The 18,354-nt window shown below is 66.0% G+C and carries 13 protein-coding genes and 1 pseudogene; 8 read left to right on the forward strand and 6 right to left on the reverse strand.

Going from position 1 to position 18,354, the window contains the following annotated elements; genetic code table 11:
• Positions 1–13 precede the first annotated feature (13 nt).
• On the forward strand, positions 14–1,108 hold a 1,095-nt coding region (locus ASD42_RS00005), incomplete at its 3' end, for an acyl-CoA dehydrogenase family protein (protein WP_156677436.1).
• Between the two features lies 1 nt (position 1,109).
• Positions 1,110–1,331: pseudogene (locus ASD42_RS33550) on the forward strand (acyl-CoA dehydrogenase family protein); the annotation flags it as partial.
• A gap of 57 nt (positions 1,332–1,388) precedes the next feature.
• Here the strand turns inward: ASD42_RS33550 and ASD42_RS00010 are convergent.
• From ASD42_RS00010 to ASD42_RS00025, 4 genes are all read right to left on the reverse strand, one after another.
• Positions 1,389–2,486, reverse strand: coding sequence for a TetR/AcrR family transcriptional regulator (locus tag ASD42_RS00010; protein WP_235569231.1), 1,098 nt, complete (start codon positions 2,484–2,486; stop codon positions 1,389–1,391).
• Positions 2,487–2,732: 246 nt separating this feature from the next.
• Entirely contained in the window at positions 2,733–4,403 is a 1,671-nt protein-coding gene (locus tag ASD42_RS00015; protein ID WP_056808897.1) for a GMC family oxidoreductase, read from the reverse strand.
• Positions 4,400–6,064 carry an acyl-CoA synthetase gene (locus ASD42_RS00020; RefSeq protein WP_056808899.1) on the reverse strand — a complete coding sequence of 555 codons (1,665 nt, stop codon included), beginning with the start codon at positions 6,062–6,064 and terminating at the stop codon, positions 4,400–4,402. The genes ASD42_RS00015 and ASD42_RS00020 overlap by 4 nt, the downstream gene beginning before the upstream one ends.
• A 34-nt stretch (positions 6,065–6,098) precedes the next feature.
• Positions 6,099–7,583: a flavin-containing monooxygenase gene (locus ASD42_RS00025; RefSeq protein WP_056808900.1), complete on the reverse strand. Its 1,485-nt coding sequence runs from the start codon at positions 7,581–7,583 to the stop codon at positions 6,099–6,101.
• Positions 7,584–7,717: 134 nt separating this feature from the next.
• Here ASD42_RS00025 and ASD42_RS00030 point away from each other — a divergent pair, with 134 nt between their 5' ends.
• Positions 7,718–8,752 carry an AraC family transcriptional regulator gene (locus ASD42_RS00030; RefSeq protein ID WP_235569232.1) on the forward strand — a complete coding sequence of 345 codons (1,035 nt, stop codon included), beginning with the start codon at positions 7,718–7,720 and terminating at the stop codon, positions 8,750–8,752.
• A gap of 103 nt (positions 8,753–8,855) precedes the next feature.
• The gene (locus tag ASD42_RS00035) at positions 8,856–10,004 is read left to right on the forward strand and encodes an acyl-CoA dehydrogenase family protein (RefSeq protein ID WP_156677349.1); all 1,149 of its coding nucleotides are present in this window, start codon (positions 8,856–8,858) and stop codon (positions 10,002–10,004) included.
• Between the two features lie 69 nt (positions 10,005–10,073).
• Here ASD42_RS00035 and ASD42_RS00040 read toward each other — a convergent pair whose 3' ends face one another.
• Both ASD42_RS00040 and ASD42_RS00045 read right to left on the reverse strand, forming a co-directional pair.
• Positions 10,074–12,239: a 3-hydroxyacyl-CoA dehydrogenase NAD-binding domain-containing protein gene (locus ASD42_RS00040; protein WP_056808906.1), complete on the reverse strand. Its 2,166-nt coding sequence runs from the start codon at positions 12,237–12,239 to the stop codon at positions 10,074–10,076.
• Positions 12,240–12,273: 34 nt separating this feature from the next.
• A complete protein-coding gene (locus ASD42_RS00045; RefSeq protein ID WP_056815019.1) occupies positions 12,274–13,488 on the reverse strand; it encodes an acetyl-CoA C-acetyltransferase in 1,215 nt (404 codons plus the stop codon).
• 78 nt (positions 13,489–13,566) lie between these two features.
• Between ASD42_RS00045 and ASD42_RS34735 the strand changes: the two genes are divergently transcribed.
• The 4 genes from ASD42_RS34735 to ASD42_RS00065 all read left to right on the forward strand — a co-directional run bounded on the left by ASD42_RS34735 (position 13,567) and on the right by ASD42_RS00065 (position 18,354).
• A complete protein-coding gene (locus tag ASD42_RS34735; protein WP_063893592.1) occupies positions 13,567–14,235 on the forward strand; it encodes a TetR/AcrR family transcriptional regulator in 669 nt (222 codons plus the stop codon).
• Between the two features lie 207 nt (positions 14,236–14,442).
• Positions 14,443–15,852: a hydroxysqualene dehydroxylase HpnE gene (gene hpnE / locus ASD42_RS00055; protein ID WP_056808910.1), complete on the forward strand. Its 1,410-nt coding sequence runs from the start codon at positions 14,443–14,445 to the stop codon at positions 15,850–15,852.
• Between the two features lie 124 nt (positions 15,853–15,976).
• A complete protein-coding gene (locus tag ASD42_RS00060; RefSeq protein ID WP_056808911.1) occupies positions 15,977–17,206 on the forward strand; it encodes an acyl-CoA dehydrogenase family protein in 1,230 nt (409 codons plus the stop codon).
• On the forward strand, positions 17,206–18,354 hold the full coding sequence (locus ASD42_RS00065; protein ID WP_056808913.1) for an acyl-CoA dehydrogenase family protein: 1,149 nt from the start codon (positions 17,206–17,208) through the stop codon (positions 18,352–18,354). The genes ASD42_RS00060 and ASD42_RS00065 overlap by 1 nt, the downstream gene beginning before the upstream one ends.

The raw sequence follows: 18,354 nt of genomic DNA on the forward strand, positions 1-18,354 counted from the left end.
GGAGAACTTCACTATGGGCGTCGAATTCAGCCCGGAACAGCAGGATTTCGCGGCGGCGGTCGCCGCGTTCGCCAAACGCGAGGCAGGTACCAGGGAAAAGCGTGACGCGCTGACCGAACACGACGCCGAGCAACACCACGCCGGTCTCTACGCCAAGATGGCCGAACTCGGCTGGCTCGGCCTGACCGTGCCCGAACAATACGGTGGYTCCGAYGCCACGATGGTCGACATGTGCATCCTGCTCGAGGAAGCCATGCGCGGRCTGCTCCCGATCGGTGCGATCGGACCGACCCTGATCACCGGCGGCGCCTACGCCAAGTTCGGYACCGAAACACAGAAAGACACCGTGTTGCGCGGGATCGTTCGTGGTGCGTCGCAGTCGATCTCGATGTCAGAACCCGAAGCCGGATCCGACGTCGGTAACATCACCACCCGCGCGGAGAAGACCACCGACGGATGGTTGATCAACGGGCAGAAGACCTGGTGTTCCAACGCCCATATCTCCGAGAACATCCTGCTCGTGGCCCGCACCGACCGTAGCGGCGGCAAGCACGAGGGCTTGACCATGTTCCACGTACCCGCCGGTACCCCGGGGTTGAAGATCAACCCGATCGAGTTGATGGGCAACCAGAAAGAAACCAACGACCTCTACTTCACCGACTGCCTACTGCCCGAAGACGCGGTCGTGGGTGAGGTCGGCAACGGGTGGCGGCAGYTGATGACGGGGTTGAACTTCGAACGGCTCATCCTGGCCGCGATGAGTTTGGGCGCGGCCGAACGCGCGTTCGACGACACCTTGCAGTTCATCAGTGAGCGTAAGCAGTTCGGTAGGCCGATCGGGACGTTCCAGGCGTTGCGTCACCGCGTCGCTGACCTCGCGACCGAGATCGAGTGCACCAAACTGTTGGTCTACAGCGTCGCTGCCGCGGTGGACGCGAACCCGACCAAGACCTTCGCCCGGGAGGCGTCGATGGCCAAGCTCAAGGCCACCGAAACCTCCAAACAGGTCGCGTTGGCCGGGATGCAGATGATGGGTGGTTACGGTTACGCCCGCGAGTTCGACATGGAAAAGCACGTGCGGCCGCACTCGTCATTGCCGCGCTCGGCGNAACCCGACCAAGACCTTCGCCCGGGAGGCGTCGATGGCCAAGCTCAAGGCCACCGAAACCTCCAAACAGGTCGCGTTGGCCGGGATGCAGATGATGGGTGGTTACGGTTACGCCCGCGAGTTCGACATGGAAAAGCACGTGCGTGGTGCTTTGGTCTCGACCATCTTCGGTGGCACGAGCGAGATCCAGCGCGACATCATCGGCAAAACCTACGGTCTCTGACATATCAGGCGCCCGGCCGTGCGGTCGGGCGCCCTCGCCGTCGCCCGCGGCTGGGCACTAGCGGGGTAACGGCTGACCGAGGGCGACCGTCTCGAGGAGCCGAATCACCTTCTCCTGCGGGCAGATCCCCCCGTCGCCGAAGATCCGGACGAGGTCGACGACCAGGCTGAAGCAAGCGTGCACGAGGATGCGCGCCTCACCCATCGTCAGCTGCGGGCGCGCCCCGACGACCAGCTCGGCCCACTCGGTGATGATCAGTTGCTGCAGGTGTCGCAGCGCGACCTGATCGGCGGGGTCGATGTGACCGAACTCGGCGTAGTAGACGAAGGCCAGGGCACGTTCGGCGAACGAGTCGCGAACGTAGAGGTCGATCAGCACACCGAGCGCCTCCCCTGGGGTATCGGCGGCCAGTACCGCGGGGGTGATCGCCGTCGATACGCGATCGGCCGCCAGGCGGAACGCGGAGCTCAACAGATCGCTCTTGCCACGGTAGTAGCGGTATATCGCCGACGCCGCCGACAGGTTCGCCGCGACGGCGATATCTTCCATGCTGACGTTCGGGTAGCCCCGCTCGTGGAAGAGCGTGACCGCCGCACGCAACAGCTGCTCGTGCTTGAACAGCTGCGGGTCGGCGTCGGGCTTCGTCTCGTCCGCGCAGATCCGCGGCGGGGTCAGATCGGCATCGATGACCGCCCAGCAGGCAGAACGTAGGAGTGCGGCCAGAGTGTGCGCGGGCACGCTGACATGGTGGTCGCCGATACTGCTGGTCAGCGCGAAGATCGACACCGCGCGGACCGCGCGATCGTGCCCGCTGAGTTCAGGGCGTACCTGGCCGATCAGGGCGCGCAGAACGCGGATCGACGAGGTGAACTCGGCGATGAACAGTTCGTAGTCGGCAGGCTCGAGGTAGCGACGGTCCCACCGGGCGAGCCCGACTGTCGTCCGATTGGTGATCGTCATCGTGATCATCGAGTCGAGGAAGTGGTCCACGCGCTCGCGCGGGGACCACTTCTCGGCGTCCTCGGGCAGCTCGGCGGCGCGCACCATGAGCCCCGCCAACCGGAAGAGCTCTTCGCGGAACAGCGCGTACTTGCTGGGAAAGTGCCGATACAGCGCGGTCGGACTGATATCGAGCCGCTTGGCGATGTCGTCCATGCTGACGCTGTGATACCCGTGCGCGCCGAACGCCGCCGCCGATTCCGCCGCGATCTGGGCGCGCCTGTTCTTCGGCCTGCGCCTGACCTGGCGCCGCTGCGAGCCCGCCCGTGGCCCGTCTGCCTGTGTGCTCGTCGTCTCGCCCTTTGTTCGACGCGCTGCGTGCGAGTTCGTCTAGCTCTCGCTGACATGATATGCCCGCGTGCACGCAGCGCCGATGTGGCGATGTCGAACGATGACGAGACCTCAGCCCCCGAGCGAGTAGCGCAATGCGGCGGGCGCGGTAGCGGGGACAGCGGGCTGCTTCGGAATGACTGGTGCGACGCGGACGTACGCCGAACCCAGCGCGGGACGGGGGTCGGCCTCGCCCTTGTTGGGCCAGAACGCCATCGCACGCTCCGCCTGCGCGGTGATGGTCAACGACGGGTTCACCCCGAGGTTGGCCGTGACCGCACTGCCGTCGGCGATGTGCAGGCCCGGATATCCGTAGACCCGCTGCCACGGGTCGACGACACCGGTGTCGGCGGAGTCGCCGATCGTGGCGCCGCCGATGTAATGCGCGGTGGCCGGAATGCCGAGCAGGTCGGTGATCAGATTTCCCGCGTCACCGTCGATTTCGGCGGCGTACTCGCGAGCGATGTCGTGCGCGATCGGGATCCACTCAGGATTCGGTTCTCCCGACCCCTGCTTGGTGACCAGACGTCGCCCCTTCAGATAGGACGTCAGCGAGTTGTCCAGCGATTGCATCACGAGCAGCACGACCGAGCGCTCGGCGGCGCGATAGACATTCTTGAGCCGGATGAACTGGAGCGGATGCGCCAGCATCATGAGCAGCAGCCGCAGCACCCGGAAGGCGCCGCCGTCGATCATCGGCAGGCCCTGGGTGAACAGCGCGTTGTGCCCCTTGCCGTACGAGCACACCTCGATATGGGTTTGCGGCTCAGGATGAATCGAGGAGGTGATCGCTACACCCTGGGACATGTCGTAGCGACTACGACTGCACACCGCGACCACCGCCTCGGAATTGCTTCTGGTCAGCTCACCGACCCGTGGCGACAACTCCGGCAGCACACCGTCGTTTCTCATGCGGTGCAGCAACTTCTGGGTTCCCAGAGCGGCCGCGGCGAAGACGACTTGGCCCGCGGTGAACGTGCGCCGATCCTTGCGGACGATACCGCCCGAACGCATGGTGTCCACGACATAGCCGCCGTCGCCGTCGGGCCGCACCGAGGTGACCGTGGTGAGCGGGTGCACCACGGCGCCGTTGCGCTCGGCCAGGTACAGATAGTTCACCGTGGTGGTGTTCTTGGCATTGTGCGTGCACCCGGTCAGACATTCGGAGCAATGAATGCAGCCCGCGCGCGTCGGGCCGGCACCACCGAAATACGGATCGGGCACCTCGGTGCCCTCCTCGCCCTCGTTGAAGAAGACACCGACATTCGTGCGGTGGAACGTGTCGGCCACCCCGCGTCGCTCGGAAATCGTCAGCAGCACTGCGTCTTTGGGTCCGACGCGCGGATTGGATCGCACGCCCAGCATCCGTTTGGCCTGATCGTAGTAGGGCGCCAACTCCGACTTCCAGTCCGTGATGTGCGACCACGCGCGATCTTCGTAGAACGCGGGCAGCGGCTCATAGAGAGTGTTGCCGTAGATCACCGACCCTCCCCCGACCCCCGACCCGCTGAACACCGCGCACTTGCCGAGAACGCTGATGCGCTGCGGTCCGGTCAGGCCGAGCCGGGGCATCCACAGCGACTTGCGGATATTCCAATTGGACTTCGGGAAATCCTCGGGATTCCACCGCCGCCCGGATTCGAGAACGCCGACGCGGTAGCCCTTCTCGGTCAGCCGCAGGGCCGTGACGCTGCCGCCGAACCCGGAACCGATCACGATCACGTCGTAGTCGTACTCGGTCATGGCGTCACTCCTCGGCCCACATGCCCGTCGACGACATACTCGGTCAGCGCCTTGCGCACGATCTTGCCGGTGGGATTGCGCGGGAGCTCGTCGAGGAACACCACGTCACGGGGCACCTTGTACCTGGCGAGATTGTCCTTGACGTAGTCTTTGATCTCCTGCACGTCCGGCCTGTGGTCGGTGGCGGGAACGACGAAGGCGCGCAATCGCTGTCCGAAGTCCGCGTCGTCGACACCGATCACCGCGACGTCGGCGATATCGGCGCGACCCATCAGCAGATTCTCCACCTCCAGCGGATAGACGTTCTCGCCGCCGCAGACGACCATGTCGTCGTCGCGGCCGTCGATGAACAGCAGCCCGTCGGAGTCGAAGTGGCCCATGTCCCCGGTCGACATGTACCCGTCGATGATCTGTTTGGTCTTCCCGTCGGTGTAGCCCTCGAACGGGGCGACGGTGCGAGCGAAGATGCGCCCCGAGACGTTCGCCTCGGTGATCCGGCGATCCTCGCTGTCGTAGAGCGCGATACGCGCGGTAACCGGAGCCCGGCCGACAGTGCCTGGCGCACGCCGCAATTCGTGCGGCTGCGCGACAGCGGTGATCGCGACCTCGGTGGAGCCGTACCCGTTGTAGAGCACGTCGCCGAAGGCGTCCTGCCATCGGGTCGCCAGGTCGGGTGGCAGTGGCGCGCCGCCGACGAAAACTGTGCGCAACGTCGAGGTGTCGTACTCGGCGATGGTCTCGGGACCGAGCGCGAGAATGCGGTTCAACTGGGTCGGCACCGCGACCAGCATCTCGACCGAATGCTTCTCGATCGCTGCCAACGTGGCTTTCGCGTCGAAGCGGCGCCGCAGCACGATGTGTGCGCCGAGCGCGCTGGCTATCGTCCAGGTGCCCATCCCCGTGGTGTGAAAGACCGGGGTCGCGATCATCACGACCCCGCCGCGCGGAAACGGCACCCGGTCGACGACGAGTGCGGTGGCGAACGGAGATACCTTGGTCCGCGGCGCACCCTTGGGGAGACCCGTGGTGCCGCTGGTGAGGATGATGAAGCCGGCGGGCCGGTCCGGCGGCGGCAGCGGGTCACTGCTGTTCGCCGACACCAGCATGGCGATGGTCAGTGCGCCCGGCGGCAGCGTGTGTTCCGCATCGACCCAGCTGAGGATTCGTGGCATGTGCACGGGCAGCGCATCGACCAGTCCGGCGAATTCGCTGTCGAACAGAATCGCGCGAACCTTCTCCCGCACAGCGACTTCGGTGAGCTGCGGCTTGGCGAAACTGGTGTTCAGCATGGCCAGGCGCAACCCGGCCTTGCCCGCCGCCACCATCGCCAGCACCAGGCCACGATGGTCACGCGCCAGCACGCCGATCACCTCGCCGCCACGCAGGCCCTGCCCGAGCAAACCGTGCGCCAGGGCGTTGGACTGCTCATCGAGCTCGCGATAGGTCAGCACCCCGCGCTCGTCGGTCAGCGCGGGTTCGTCGGGCCGATCGGCCGCCCCGGCGCTGATCATCGCCGCCTGGGGGCCGTAGGAGTTGTTGAGCGCGATCATGCGCTTGATCCGGCGCGGTCGCCATAGGTCGATCAGGCCGGTTCGGTGCAGTCGACGCACCGCCGTCAACTTCTCGCGTACGTCGGCCACAGCGCCGTTCGTCAGCTTCATCGATGATCCTCCGGTGAGTTCTGGTCGGCGAATATCACTGGCCCGCGGTCGTTGTCGTGCCGGTACGCAGGTGATAGTGCTCGGGGCGCAGTGTTCGGGTCTGCAGTCGGTAGCTCACGACCGCGCCCGGCCAGTTGTTGGTGATCCGGCCTGCGGCGTTGCGGTACCAGCTCGAGCACAGACCCCACGGCGTACGGTCGAGCCGGGCTTGCAGCTTCACGTCGTATTCCTCGGCCACCGCACGCCGGACATCGAGAGTGTGCGCCGGATTGCGGGACAGTTCCTGCAATGCCTGGCGGATATAGCGAGCCTGCGATTCGATCATGTAGACGATCGAGCCGACGCCCAGGTTCGTATTGGGTCCGTACACCATGAACATATTCGGGAATCCCGGCACCGACATGCCGTGATAGGCGCGGGCACCGCCTTGCCATTCATCCTCGAGCTTGCGTCCGTTCGCGCCGTGGATCTTCATCGGCCACAGGAATTCGGTACCTTTGAACCCGGTTCCATAGATGATCACGTCGACTTCGTGCAGCACACCGTCGGCGGTTCTCACGCCGGTCGGCACGATTTCGGCGATCTCGGTCGTCTCCACCCGCACGTTGGGCTGGGTGAGCGCCGGGTAGTAGTTGTTGGAGAACAGCCCGCGCTTGCAGCCGGGCGCGTAGTCGGGCGTCAGTTTCGCGCGCAGTTCCGGGTCGGTGACCTGCTTGCGCAGATGATTCACCGCGATCTTGGTGACCAGGCCCCTGATCGCGGGGACATCGGCGATGCCGAGCGAGAGGAACTCACACAGCGCCCAGACCGCGAACCGCTCGGCCAGCCGGACCGGCGGCACCGCCGCGAACATCCGGTGATGCCACGGCTTGTACTCGACGTCGGGCTTGGGCAGCACCCACGCCGCCGAGCGCTGGAACAGCGTCAGCGCCGCCACTTGCGGCTGGATGGCGGGCACGAACTGGATCGCGCTGGCGCCGGTGCCGACCACCGCGACCCGCTTGCCCGTCAGGTCGATGCTGTGGTCCCACTCCGCGGAGTGGAACGCGGGTCCGTCGAACGAGCCGATGCCCGCGATGGTGGGCAGCGCGGGCCGCGACAGCTGGCCGACCGCGGAGATCAGCACGTCGGTGGTCACCTCGTAGCCGTCGGCGGTGCGCACCGTCCATGTCCCGCTCGCATCGTCGAACTCGGCTTCGGTCACCTCGGACTCGAACCGGATCCGTTCGAGCAGACCGTTGTCGCGCGCCACCTCACGCAGATAGGCGTGGATATCGGACTGTCCCGAAAAGCGCTTGGGCCAATCGGATTTCGGCACGTAGGAGTAGGAGTAGAGCGGGGACGGAATATCGCAACCGGCGCCCGGGTAGGTGTTCTCCCGCCACACGCCGCCCACGTCCGAGGCCCGCTCCAGGATGACGAGGTCATCGAAACCATGGCGCAGCAGTTCCATCGCCATGCCGAGGCCGCCGAACCCGGTGCCGATGATGACAGCGGACGGCGTTGTCCGAATGCGCATAGCGAAGCTCCTCGAGTCATGGATATCTCGGGTCAACGGTAGGTCGCCGTCGACGCGGTGACGAGGACGCGCGCGGACAGAAAATTGACATTTCAGGCCATACTGGGGGCATGCGCGCGCGGCAGGAGCCAGAAGTGGACACGTGGGACTTCCCACGGGGTGTCGCCAGTGTCGCCGTGATGTATCGGTTCGCGGTCGAGCACGGCGCCGATGCCACGTCCATCCTCGGCGGCACCGGTCTGTCCGTCGCCGACCTCGACTCGGCCGAGCGCCAGATCGATGCCCGCACGGAACTGCTGGTGGTTCGCAATCTGCTGCGCGAACTCGGAACCAGGCCCGCGCTCGGCATCGAGGTGGGTCGGAGTTATCGCATCAGCGCCTTCGGCATCTACGGCTACGCCTGGATCACCAGTCCCACCCTCGGCGAGGCGATCTCCTTGGCGCTGAGTTACTTTCAGCTGAGCTTCGCGTTCTGTACACCGGTCGTGGAAGTCAACGACCAGCAGATGATCGCCCGGATCCGACATGATCGGATCCCGGAGGATGTACGGCAATTCCTCGTCGAGCGCGACACCTTCGCGATGCATCGAGTGCTCGGCGACCTACTCGGCCGACCGGTCGACATCCACCACGCGCGGTTCGCTTTCCCCGAACCCGCCTACGGGGACCAGATCGCCGCGATCCTGGGCGTACACCCTCGGTACGCGCACACCGAAACCAGCATTTCGGTCTCCACCGAAACCTTGAACCAGCCACTGCCGCAGGCGAATCAGGCCACGCTGGCACTGTGTCTGGCGCAATGCCGTGAGCTGATCGACCGCCGGACCACCCGCACCGGGATAGCGGCCGACGTTCGCGACCACCTCCTGGCAGGCAGCGGCAGCGCGGGGATGGCGATACCGCCGTCGCTGGACGCGGTCGCCCACGACCTCGGTATCACCGGCCGCACTCTACGACGACATCTCGCCGCGGACGGGACCAGCTACCGCGTCCTGCTCGACGAGGCACGGCGCGGTCTGGCCGAGGACATGTTGGCCGCGACCGCGCTCTCGGTCGAGGAGATCTCCGCGCGGCTCGGCTACACCGAGGCGGGGCCCTTCATCCGCGCCTTCAAACGCTGGACGGCCACCACACCGGCCGCCTACCGACGCACCCGAGGTCGGCGCTGATCGCAACGACCCGGACCGCGTGCGGCTCACTGTTGACGTTCTGCCAATATATCTGACAATCTGTTTTCGCAGATTGAGGAAGATGGCGTCCTGGGAGGCACTGATGACCGCACAAGCGGGCTGGGTAGACGACGAGATCGTGGCTGTTCGCGAACTCGCGACGAAGTTCTTCGAGAAGGAGGTGCTTCCTGGCGCCGAGCGGTACAAACAGCAGGGCCACCCCGACCGTGACCTGTACCGGAAGGCAGGCAAGCTCGGGTTGCTCGCCCCGTCCGTGCCGGAAGAGTACGGCGGTGGGGGCGGCACGTTCGCCCATGAAGCGGCGATCATCGAGGCCCAATCGCGGGCAGGCGATACGTCCATGGGCATCTCGATCCACTCCGGGATCATCGCGCCCTATCTCGTCGAGTTCGCCTCCGAGGAGCTCAAGCGGCGCATTCTGCCCGAGGTGACCAGCGGCGAGTGCCTGCTCTCGATCGCGATGACCGAACCGGGCACGGGCTCGGACCTGCAGAACATCCAGACCAGGGCGGTGCGCGACGGCGACGAGTACGTCATCACCGGTTCGAAGATGTTCATCAGTAACGGCGCGCTCTGCGACGGGGTGATCATCGCCGCGAAGACCGACCCCGACAAAGGCGCCGCCGGGGTCTCGCTCATCTTCGCGGAGGTCGGTGACGACACCCCCGGCTTCACCCGCGGGCGCACCCTGTCCAAGATCGGCGGCACCGGCCAGGACACCGCTGAACTGTTCTTCGACGGCCTGCGGGTGCCGGTCGGCAACCTGCTCGGCGAGGCCGAGGGGCAAGGCTTCTATCAGATGATGACGCTGCTCCAGCAGGAGCGACTCGTCTGCGCGGTGATGGCTGTGGCGTCGATGGAGGCCGCGGTGGCGATGACCGTCGCGTACACCAAGGATCGGCAGGCATTCGGAAAGCCGCTGCTCGGCTTCCAGAACACCAAGTTCGAGCTCGCCGAGTGCGCCACCATCGCCCGAATCAGTCGCGTCTTCCTCGACGACTGCCTCACCCGACACCTGGCGGGCGAACTCGACGTGGCCACGGCGTCGATGGCGAAATACTGGCTCACCGATCAGTTGAGCGTGGTGGCCGACCGGTGCCTGCAGTTGTTCGGCGGGTACGGATTCATGACCGAGTACCCGATCTCGGAGATCTTCACCAGCGCGCGGGTGCTTCGCATTCTCGCGGGAACGAACGAGATCATGAAGGAACTGATCGCCCGTTCCCTGTAGCCGCTCCGACACAGAACCCCCCGCCGCCCGGGAAAACCGGGCGACGGGGGGTTCTGTTCGTCGTATAGGTCAGCCGAGCGTTTCCCCGGCAGCGGCCTTGACCCGCAACGACTCCGGGACCTCGAACCGCTCACCGTAGGCGGCCCGCAGTTCATCGGCCCGCGCGACGAATCCGGCCAGGCCGCCCGCGTACTGGTTGACGTACTGGATCACGCCGCCGGTCCAGGCCGGGAACCCGATGCCGAAGATCGACCCGATATTCGCGTCCGGCACGGTGCGCAGCACGCCCTCGTCGAAACACCGCACGGTATCGAGGGATTCGGCGAACAGCATCCGTTCCTGCATGTCGATGAACGCGATGCCGTGATCGTCACGGGTGTACTTCTCGACTAGTCCCGGCCACAGGCCGAGTTTCTTGCCGTCGGCGTCGTATTCGTAGAAGCCGCGACCCTCGAGTCGGCCCGGACGATCGAAGTCGTCGACCATCGCGTCGACGAGCGGGTAGGCCTTCGAGTCGACCCACTCCTTGCCTTCGGCGAGCAGGTTCTCCTTCAGGCTGCGCCGGATCTTCTGCGCCAGCTTCATATTGATCTCGTCGGCCAGCGCCAACGCGCCCACCGGGTAGCCGGCCTGCGTGGCTGCCTGCTCGACCGAGGCCGGGTGCACGCCCTCGGCGACCAGTGCGATGGCCTCGTCCATGAACTGGCCGATGACCCGACTGGTGAAGAAGCCGCGGCTGTCGTTGACCACGATCGGCGTCTTCTTGATCGCCAGGGTGTAGTCGATGGCGCGGGCGATGGCTTCGTCGCTGGTTTCGTCGCCGACGACGATCTCGACCAGTGGCATCTTGTCCACCGGGGAGAAGAAGTGCAGACCGATGAGGTCCTTGGGCCGCTTCACGCCGGTGGACAGATCGGTGATCGGCAGGGTCGAGGTGTTGGACCCGAGCAGAGCATCGGAGTTCACCAGGTGTTCGATCTCGCCGAACACCTTCTTCTTCAGGCTCGGATCCTCGAACACCGCCTCGACCACGAAGTCGCAGCCCGCGGCGTCGGCCGGATCCGCGGACGGATGGATGCGACCGAGGATCTCGTCGTACTTGTCCTGCGTGATCGCACCCTTGCGCAGCGCCTTGTCGAGCAGCTTGCGCGAGTAGGCCTTTCCGCGCTCGGCCGCCTCGATGGTGACGTCCTTCAACACGACCTGCATGCCGGCGCGAGCCTGCACATAGGCGATGCCCGCGCCCATCATGCCCGCGCCGAGCACGAGGACCTTCTCCGGCGTGCGCACGGGGAAGCCTTCGGGGCGGCTGCCGCCCTTGTTGATCGTTCCCAGATCGAAGAACAGGGACTTGATCATGTTCGTCGAGACCTGGCCACAGATCAGGTTGGCGCAGTAGCGGGTCTCGATCGCGAACGCGGTGTCGATGTCGACCTGCGCGCCCTCCACCGCGGTGGCGAGCACCGCGATCGGTGCGGGCATCGGCGAACCCTTGAGCTGCTTGCGCACGTTGGCCGGGAACGCGGGCAGGTTCGCCGCGACCGCCGGGCTCGACGGGGTGCCGCCGGGGATCTTGTAGCCCTTCACATCCCACGGCTGCGCGGCCTCGGGGTTGGCCGTGATCCAGGCACGGGCCTGCGCGAACATCTCGTCGCTGGTAGCGGCGACCTCGTGGATGATCCCGACCTGCAACGCCTTGGCGGGCTTCATCCGCTGGCCCTGCCCGACGACATTGAGCACCGCGTTGGTGATGCCGAGCAGCCGCACCGTCCTGGTGACGCCACCCGCGCCGGGCAGCAGCCCGAAGGTGACCTCCGGCAAGCCGAGCAGGCTGCCCTTGGCGTCGAGCGCGATCCGGTGGTGGGTGGCGAGCGCGACCTCGAAGCCACCGCCGAGCGCGGTGCCGTTGATCGCGGCGACCACCGGCTTGCCCAGTGTCTCGAGCCGACGGAACGCGGCCTTGTAGGTGTCGAGGCCGAGCGCGATCTGCGGGGCGGTCTCCGGTGTCGCGTTCATCAGCAGGTTCAGGTCACCACCGGCGAAGAAGGTGTCCTTGCCCGAGGTGAGGATGACGCCGTCGAAGCTGTCCTTCTCGGCCTCGAGCCGGTCGACGGTCGCGGTGAGGTCGCGGGCGAACGCCTCGGTCATCGTGTTGGTGGACTGGTTCGGGTCGTCCATGGTGAGCACGAGCACCCGGTCGGCGCCGAGATCCCAGGCAATCATGTTGTCAGTCATTGCTTTTCGTTTTCCTTCGGTATCGATCCGACGCTCAGACGCGCTCGATGACGGTGGCGATGCCCATGCCGCCGCCGATGCACAGCGTGATCAGCGCGCGACGCGCCCCCCGACGCTCGAGCTCGTCGACCATGGTTCCGGTGATCATGGCGCCGGTCGCGCCCAGTGGGTGGCCCATGGCGATGGCGCCGCCGTTGACGTTGAGCTTCTCGTCGGGGATGTTCAGCTTTTTCTGGAAGTTGAGCACCACCGACGCGAAGGCTTCGTTGAGCTCGAACAGGTCGATGTCATCGACCGTGAGCCCCGCCAGCGCCAAGACCTTCTCGGTCGCCGGGACCGGCCCGGTCAGCATGATCGTCGAATCGGCGCCACTCACCGCGGCGGCGACCACTCGGGCGCGCGGCGTGAGGCCCGCGGCGACACCGGCGGATTCACTGCCGATCAGGACCAGCGCCGAACCGTCGACGATGCCGGAGGAGTTGCCTGCGTGGTGGACGTGGTTGATCTTCTCGACGTGGTGGTAGCGCTGCAGGGCGACGGCGTCGAAGCCACCCATCTCCCCCATCGCCGCGAACGATGGGGGCAGCCCCGCCAGGCTGTCCACCGTGGTGTCGGGGCGCATGAACTCGTCGTGGTCGAGCAGCACCGCGCCGTTGATATCGCGCACCGGGACAATGGATTTGGCGAAGTAGCCGCCCGACCAGGCCGCGGCGGCCTTGCGCTGCGACCGCACCGCGAAGGCGTCGACGTCCTCGCGGCTGAAGCCCTCGATCGTGGCGATCAGATCGGCACTGACGCCCTGCGGCACGAAGTAGGTGCTGTAGTTGGTGGCCGGGTCCATCGCCCACGCGCCGCCGTCGGAGCCCAGCGGAATCCGCGACATCGATTCCACGCCGCCGGCGATGACGAGCTGCTCCCAGCCCGAGCGAACCTTCTGGGCGGCGGTGTTGACGGCCTCGAGGCCCGAACCGCAGAACCGGTTGAGCTGCACACCGGCGACGGTGTCGGGCAGACCGGCCGCCAATGCGGCGGTCTTGGCGATATCGGCGCCCTGATCGCCGACCGGCGACACCACGCCGAGCACGATGTCATCGATCGCCGCCGGGTCGAGTCCGGGGTGGCGGGTCTTCAGTTCGTCGATGAGCCCGACCACCAGATCGAGCGGCTTGACGCCGTGCAGGGCCCCGGTCTTCTTGCCGCGCCCGCGCGGGGTGCGGATCGCCTCGTAGATGAATGCCTCGGTCATGATTCTCTCTCCTCGCTCAAATCTGACAATAGGATGCCGCAGATTTGGAAATCTGACAAGGCTTTGTGGCAGACTCGGCGCATGGTGAAGGATCGTGCGTATGCGGGCGTGCCTGCCGAACAGCGGCGCGCACAGCGTCGGACCACGTTCCTGGAGGCCGCCCGGGAGATCGTCGGCACCCAGGGCTCCGCTCGACTCACCGTCGGCGGTCTCTGCCGCCAGGCCGGACTGACCGAGCGCTACTTCTACGAGAGTTTCACCAACCTCGACGCCGTCGTCGCCGAGGTCTACGACCAGGCCATCGGCGAGCTGACCGACCTGATCGCCGGTCGGGTGCGTGCGGCACCCGACCCCCTGCGCGACAAGGTGCACGCGGCCATCGCCGCGGGTCTGCAAGCGGTCGCCGACGATCCGCGTCTGATCCGCATCGCCTTTACCGAGGCCCAGCTCAATCCCGTCCTCAACGAGCGACGCACCGCGACGATCCGCAGCTTCGCCGCCCTGGTGTTGGCGACAGTGAACAAGCGACTCGGTCCGGAGAGCACCGCGACCGCGGGGGCATACGGCGAGCTCGCCGCGATGCACCTCGTCGGCGGGCTGTACGAGACCGTCTACGGCTGGCTCAACGGAACACTCGACTTGACCAGAGACGAGCTCGTGGACGAGTCGACCGAGATCTTCCTCGTCGTCGTCGAACAGATCCTGGGCCCCGACAGTCTTCTGCGGCGCAAGCGCGTAACCCGACCCTGATCAACGGGGCGGATCAGCCCCCTCGAACCACGCACGAGGTGCCCTCGTTCGCCCGAGAGCACCTCGCCTCCATACGCGAGCCATCATGAGGCGAGTTCCGTTCCGCACGAGCGGGTTCGGCTCTGTACGAACACGTCGACGTTATGCGAGTATGACGAAAATATTCTCTCATTCATTCTCGCATTCATCGATTGTCCGGAGGTACCGATGGGGCAGCAAGAATCCCCGCACATCCTGGTCGCGGGCGCGGGCCTGGCCGGATTGGCCACCGCGGTCTGGCTCGCGGAGGCAGGTCACCGGGTCACCCTCGTCGAGAAGCGGGGACGGCTCGGCGGTCGCACGATCTCGTTCGAGGTGCCCGGCATCGAAGGCAGAGTCGACAACGGCCAGCACCTTTTCGCCGGTTGCTACGACGCGCTGCTGCGCTACGTCGACACCATCGGCACGCGAGATCAACTCCGCTGGGACGCACCACCTTTCGCGATCAGGACCGGGCCCGACCGGCTGCTGACCCTGCGCGCGCCCACCTGGTTGCCCGGCACGCTGCGTCGCGCCGTCGGGCTGTCCTGGATGGTGTGGCCGCCGATCCCGCTGCGCGAGCGACCCGCCGCCCTCCGCACCTGGGCGCGGATCGCCCGCGCCGCGCTGCGCCCGGCACCGGAACTCGACGATCTGACCGTCGATCGCTGGTTCACCCAGATCGGCGCACCGGCATCGTTGCGCGCGTTGGTGCTCGACCAGTTCGTGATCGGGCTACTCAACGAGAAGACCGAGCGGGTGTCGGCCTCCATCTTCGTCCAGACCCTGCACTGGATCGGCAAACGCGCGCTGTCGGGCAACACCAGGGCAGGCGACGCGGTCTGGCCACGAGTGAGCCTGCACGAGTTGTTCGTCGCGCCCGCCGAGCGTTATCTGCGGGCGCGCGGCGGCGAGATCGTCGTCGGTGCCGGTGTCGCCGATATCGAGATCACCGACGACGGGCTCACCGGCGTGCAACTCTCCGACGGGCGTGTCATCGAGGTCGACGCGGCGGTTCTCACGCTGCCGCCGTGGTCGCTGACGACACTCCTCGATCGCGGACGGCTCGGGCAGTACGACCATTTCACCCCCGTACGCAAGATCGAGCCTGCCCCGATCTCGAGCGTCTACGTCTGGCTGGATCGCCCACTGAAGATGCGCAGGCTCGCGGAGAATCTGCGCGACACCACCATCGAGTGGGTCTTCGACACCACCGGCATGCACGGCGTCGAGACCGAGGCGGGGCACTGCTATTCGCTGGCGGTGAGCGCCTCGTGGGATGTCGTCCATCTGCCCAACGCCGAATTCACCGCGGCGGCACTGGAATCGTTGACCAAGCACTACCCCGAGGTCGCCGAAGCCGAGGTGCTGCGCACTCACGTCATCCACCAGCCGCAGGCCACCTTCTCGGCGCAGCCCGGTTTCGACGAGCTGCGCCTGCCACAGCGCACGCCGATCGAGGGCCTGTTCCTCGCGGGAGACTGGACCGAGACCGGGATGCCCTCGACGATGGAAGCCGCCGTCGAGAGCGCGGTCCGCGCCGTCGACGCTGTCCGCGAATACCTCGGTACCCGCAGCGGCGTCGGCGCAACTAAGTGAATGACCATTCTGAGCACTGACGCCTCCGAACCAGTTGATTCCGCGCTGAGACAGAAGTACATTGTGTCTCACACTGCCGCAGGTCTGCACGGACACAATGGCGCACATCCCTCCGGGAGGGTTGATGGATTATGACTGGTCAGCGGCCGATATGGCCTTTCGAGACGAGGTTCGGGCCTTTCTCGACGAGAAGCTGACACCCGAACTACGCCGCGCCGGACGCTTGGCGACAAGCGTCTATCCGGATCACGAAGCCAGCATGAAGTGGCAGCACATTCTTCATGAGCGCGGCTGGGCGGCACCGGCATGGCCTGGCGAATACGGCGGCTGCGACTGGAGCCTCACCCAGCACTACATCTTCGGCCGGGAGTTGATGCAGGCCGGTGCGCCCGCGCTGTCGCCGATGGGCATCAGGATGGTCGCGCCCGCGATCGTCGCCTTCGGAACCACCGAGCAGAAGGCGTACTACCTGCCACGGATCCTCACCGGCGAGGTGTTCTTCTGCCAGGGGTATTCGGAGCCGGAATCCGGGTCGGATCTGGCATCGCTGACGATGGCCGCCGTCGACGACGGTGACGATTTCGTGTGCACCGGAAGCAAGATCTGGACCACCCACGCCACCGAGGCGAATTGGATCTTCTGTCTGGTCCGCACTTCACGCGAGGGAAAGAAGCAGCAGGGCATCACCTTCCTGCTCATCGACATGACCTCACCGGGCATCGAAATCCGCCCGCTGGTCATGACCTCCGGCGAGCAGGTCCAGAATCAAGTCTTCTTCGACAGCGTCCGAGTGCCGAAAAGCAATGTGCTCGGCCAGATCGACGACGGCTGGACCGTGGCGAAATATCTGCTCGTCCACGAACGTGGTGGGGCACTGTCGCCCATGTTGCAGGTCATGGCCCAGGAAGTCGCTACCGCGGCAGCCGGGCAGACCGGTCCGGACGGCAATCCGCTCATCGATGACGCCACCTTCGCGGCGAAGTTGGCCGAGGCGCGGATTCGCACCGAAGTACTCGAGATCCTCGAGTACCGAACGCTGTCGGTGATGGCGCAGGGCAAGAACCCCGGCCCCGCCTCGTCGATGCTCAAGATCCTGGCCACCGAACTGAGCCAGAAGATCACCGAATTGGCGCTCGAGGCAGCAGGTCCGCGCGGTCGGGTGTACCAACCGCACGCGACGAAACCCGGCGGCCCGATCGCCGAGTTCCAGCCACCGGCCGACGGCTACCGCAGCGGCGATGAATGGCAGGCCGTCGCACCGCTGCGCTACTTCAACGACCGGGCAGGCTCGATCTACGCGGGCAGCAACGAAATTCAGCGAAATATCCTCGCCAAGGCAGCATTGGGGCTCTGATGGACTTCACCTTCACCAAAGAGCAGGAACTCCTGCGCGATTCGGTGGCCCGATTCCTCGGTGCCCGCTACGACCTCGAGAAGAGTCGCAGCGCGGTCAAGTCCGACGCGGGGTGGCAGCCCGCTGTGTGGCGCGGTTTCGCCGAGGAGCTGGGCATTCTCGGTGCGACCCTGCCCGAGGATGTCGACGGTATGGGCGGTGGACCGATCGAGATGATGGTCATCGCCGAGGAACTCGGGCGCGCGCTCGTCGTCGAACCGTATGTCGACACGGTCGTAGTCGGGGCGGGTCTGCTGAAACGCTCCGGCGGCTCGGCTGCCGATGCGCTGCTGCGCCAGATCGTGGACGGTACGGCGCGCACCGCGTTCGCCGCACTCGAGCCGACGTCGGGTCACACGATGCACGATCTGTCGACGACCGCGCGCCGCGACGGTGACTCATGGGTGATCGACGGCAGTAAGACCGTCGTGACCAGTGCGCCGTTGGCGACCCATCTGATCATCAGCGCACGCACCGCCGGTGCTCGGCGCGACGAATCCGGTATCTCGTTGTTCCTCACCGAATTCGATGCGGCGAATCCGCCTGCCGGGGTGGAAATCCACTCCTTCCGGACGATCGATGATCGTGTCGGTTCCGATATCACCTTCACCGAATTCCGCTTGCCCGCCGCCGCGCTGCTCGGCGCCGAAGGCGACGCATGGTCCTCGATCGCGGCCACCGCCGATGAGGCGATCGCGGCGATCGCCTCGGAAGCGGTCGGCTGTATGCGCAAGGTGCTGGCCGATACCGTCGAATACGCCAAGCAACGCCAGCAATTCGGTCAGCCGATCGGCAGCTTCCAAGTTCTGCAACACCGCATGGTCGACATGTACATGGAGCTCGAACAGGCTATTGCCGCAGCCTATTTGGCGATCTACTCGTTGAACGCGGCACCAGCGGACCGGGCGCGGGCGGCGTCGGCGGCCAAGGTCACCGTCAGTCGCGCCGCTCGGTTCATCGGCCAGAACTCCGTCCAGCTGCACGGCGCGATGGGCATGACCGAAGAACTCGCTATCGGCCACTACTTCAAACGACTGACCGCGATCGAGCACGAATTCGGATCCACCGACCACCACCTCGCCCGCTACGCCGAGCTGACGAGGCCGTAG

The sequence above is a fragment of the Nocardia sp. Root136 genome (genome assembly GCF_001427185.1).
GTDB lineage: Bacteria > Actinomycetota > Actinomycetes > Mycobacteriales > Mycobacteriaceae > Nocardia > Nocardia salmonicida.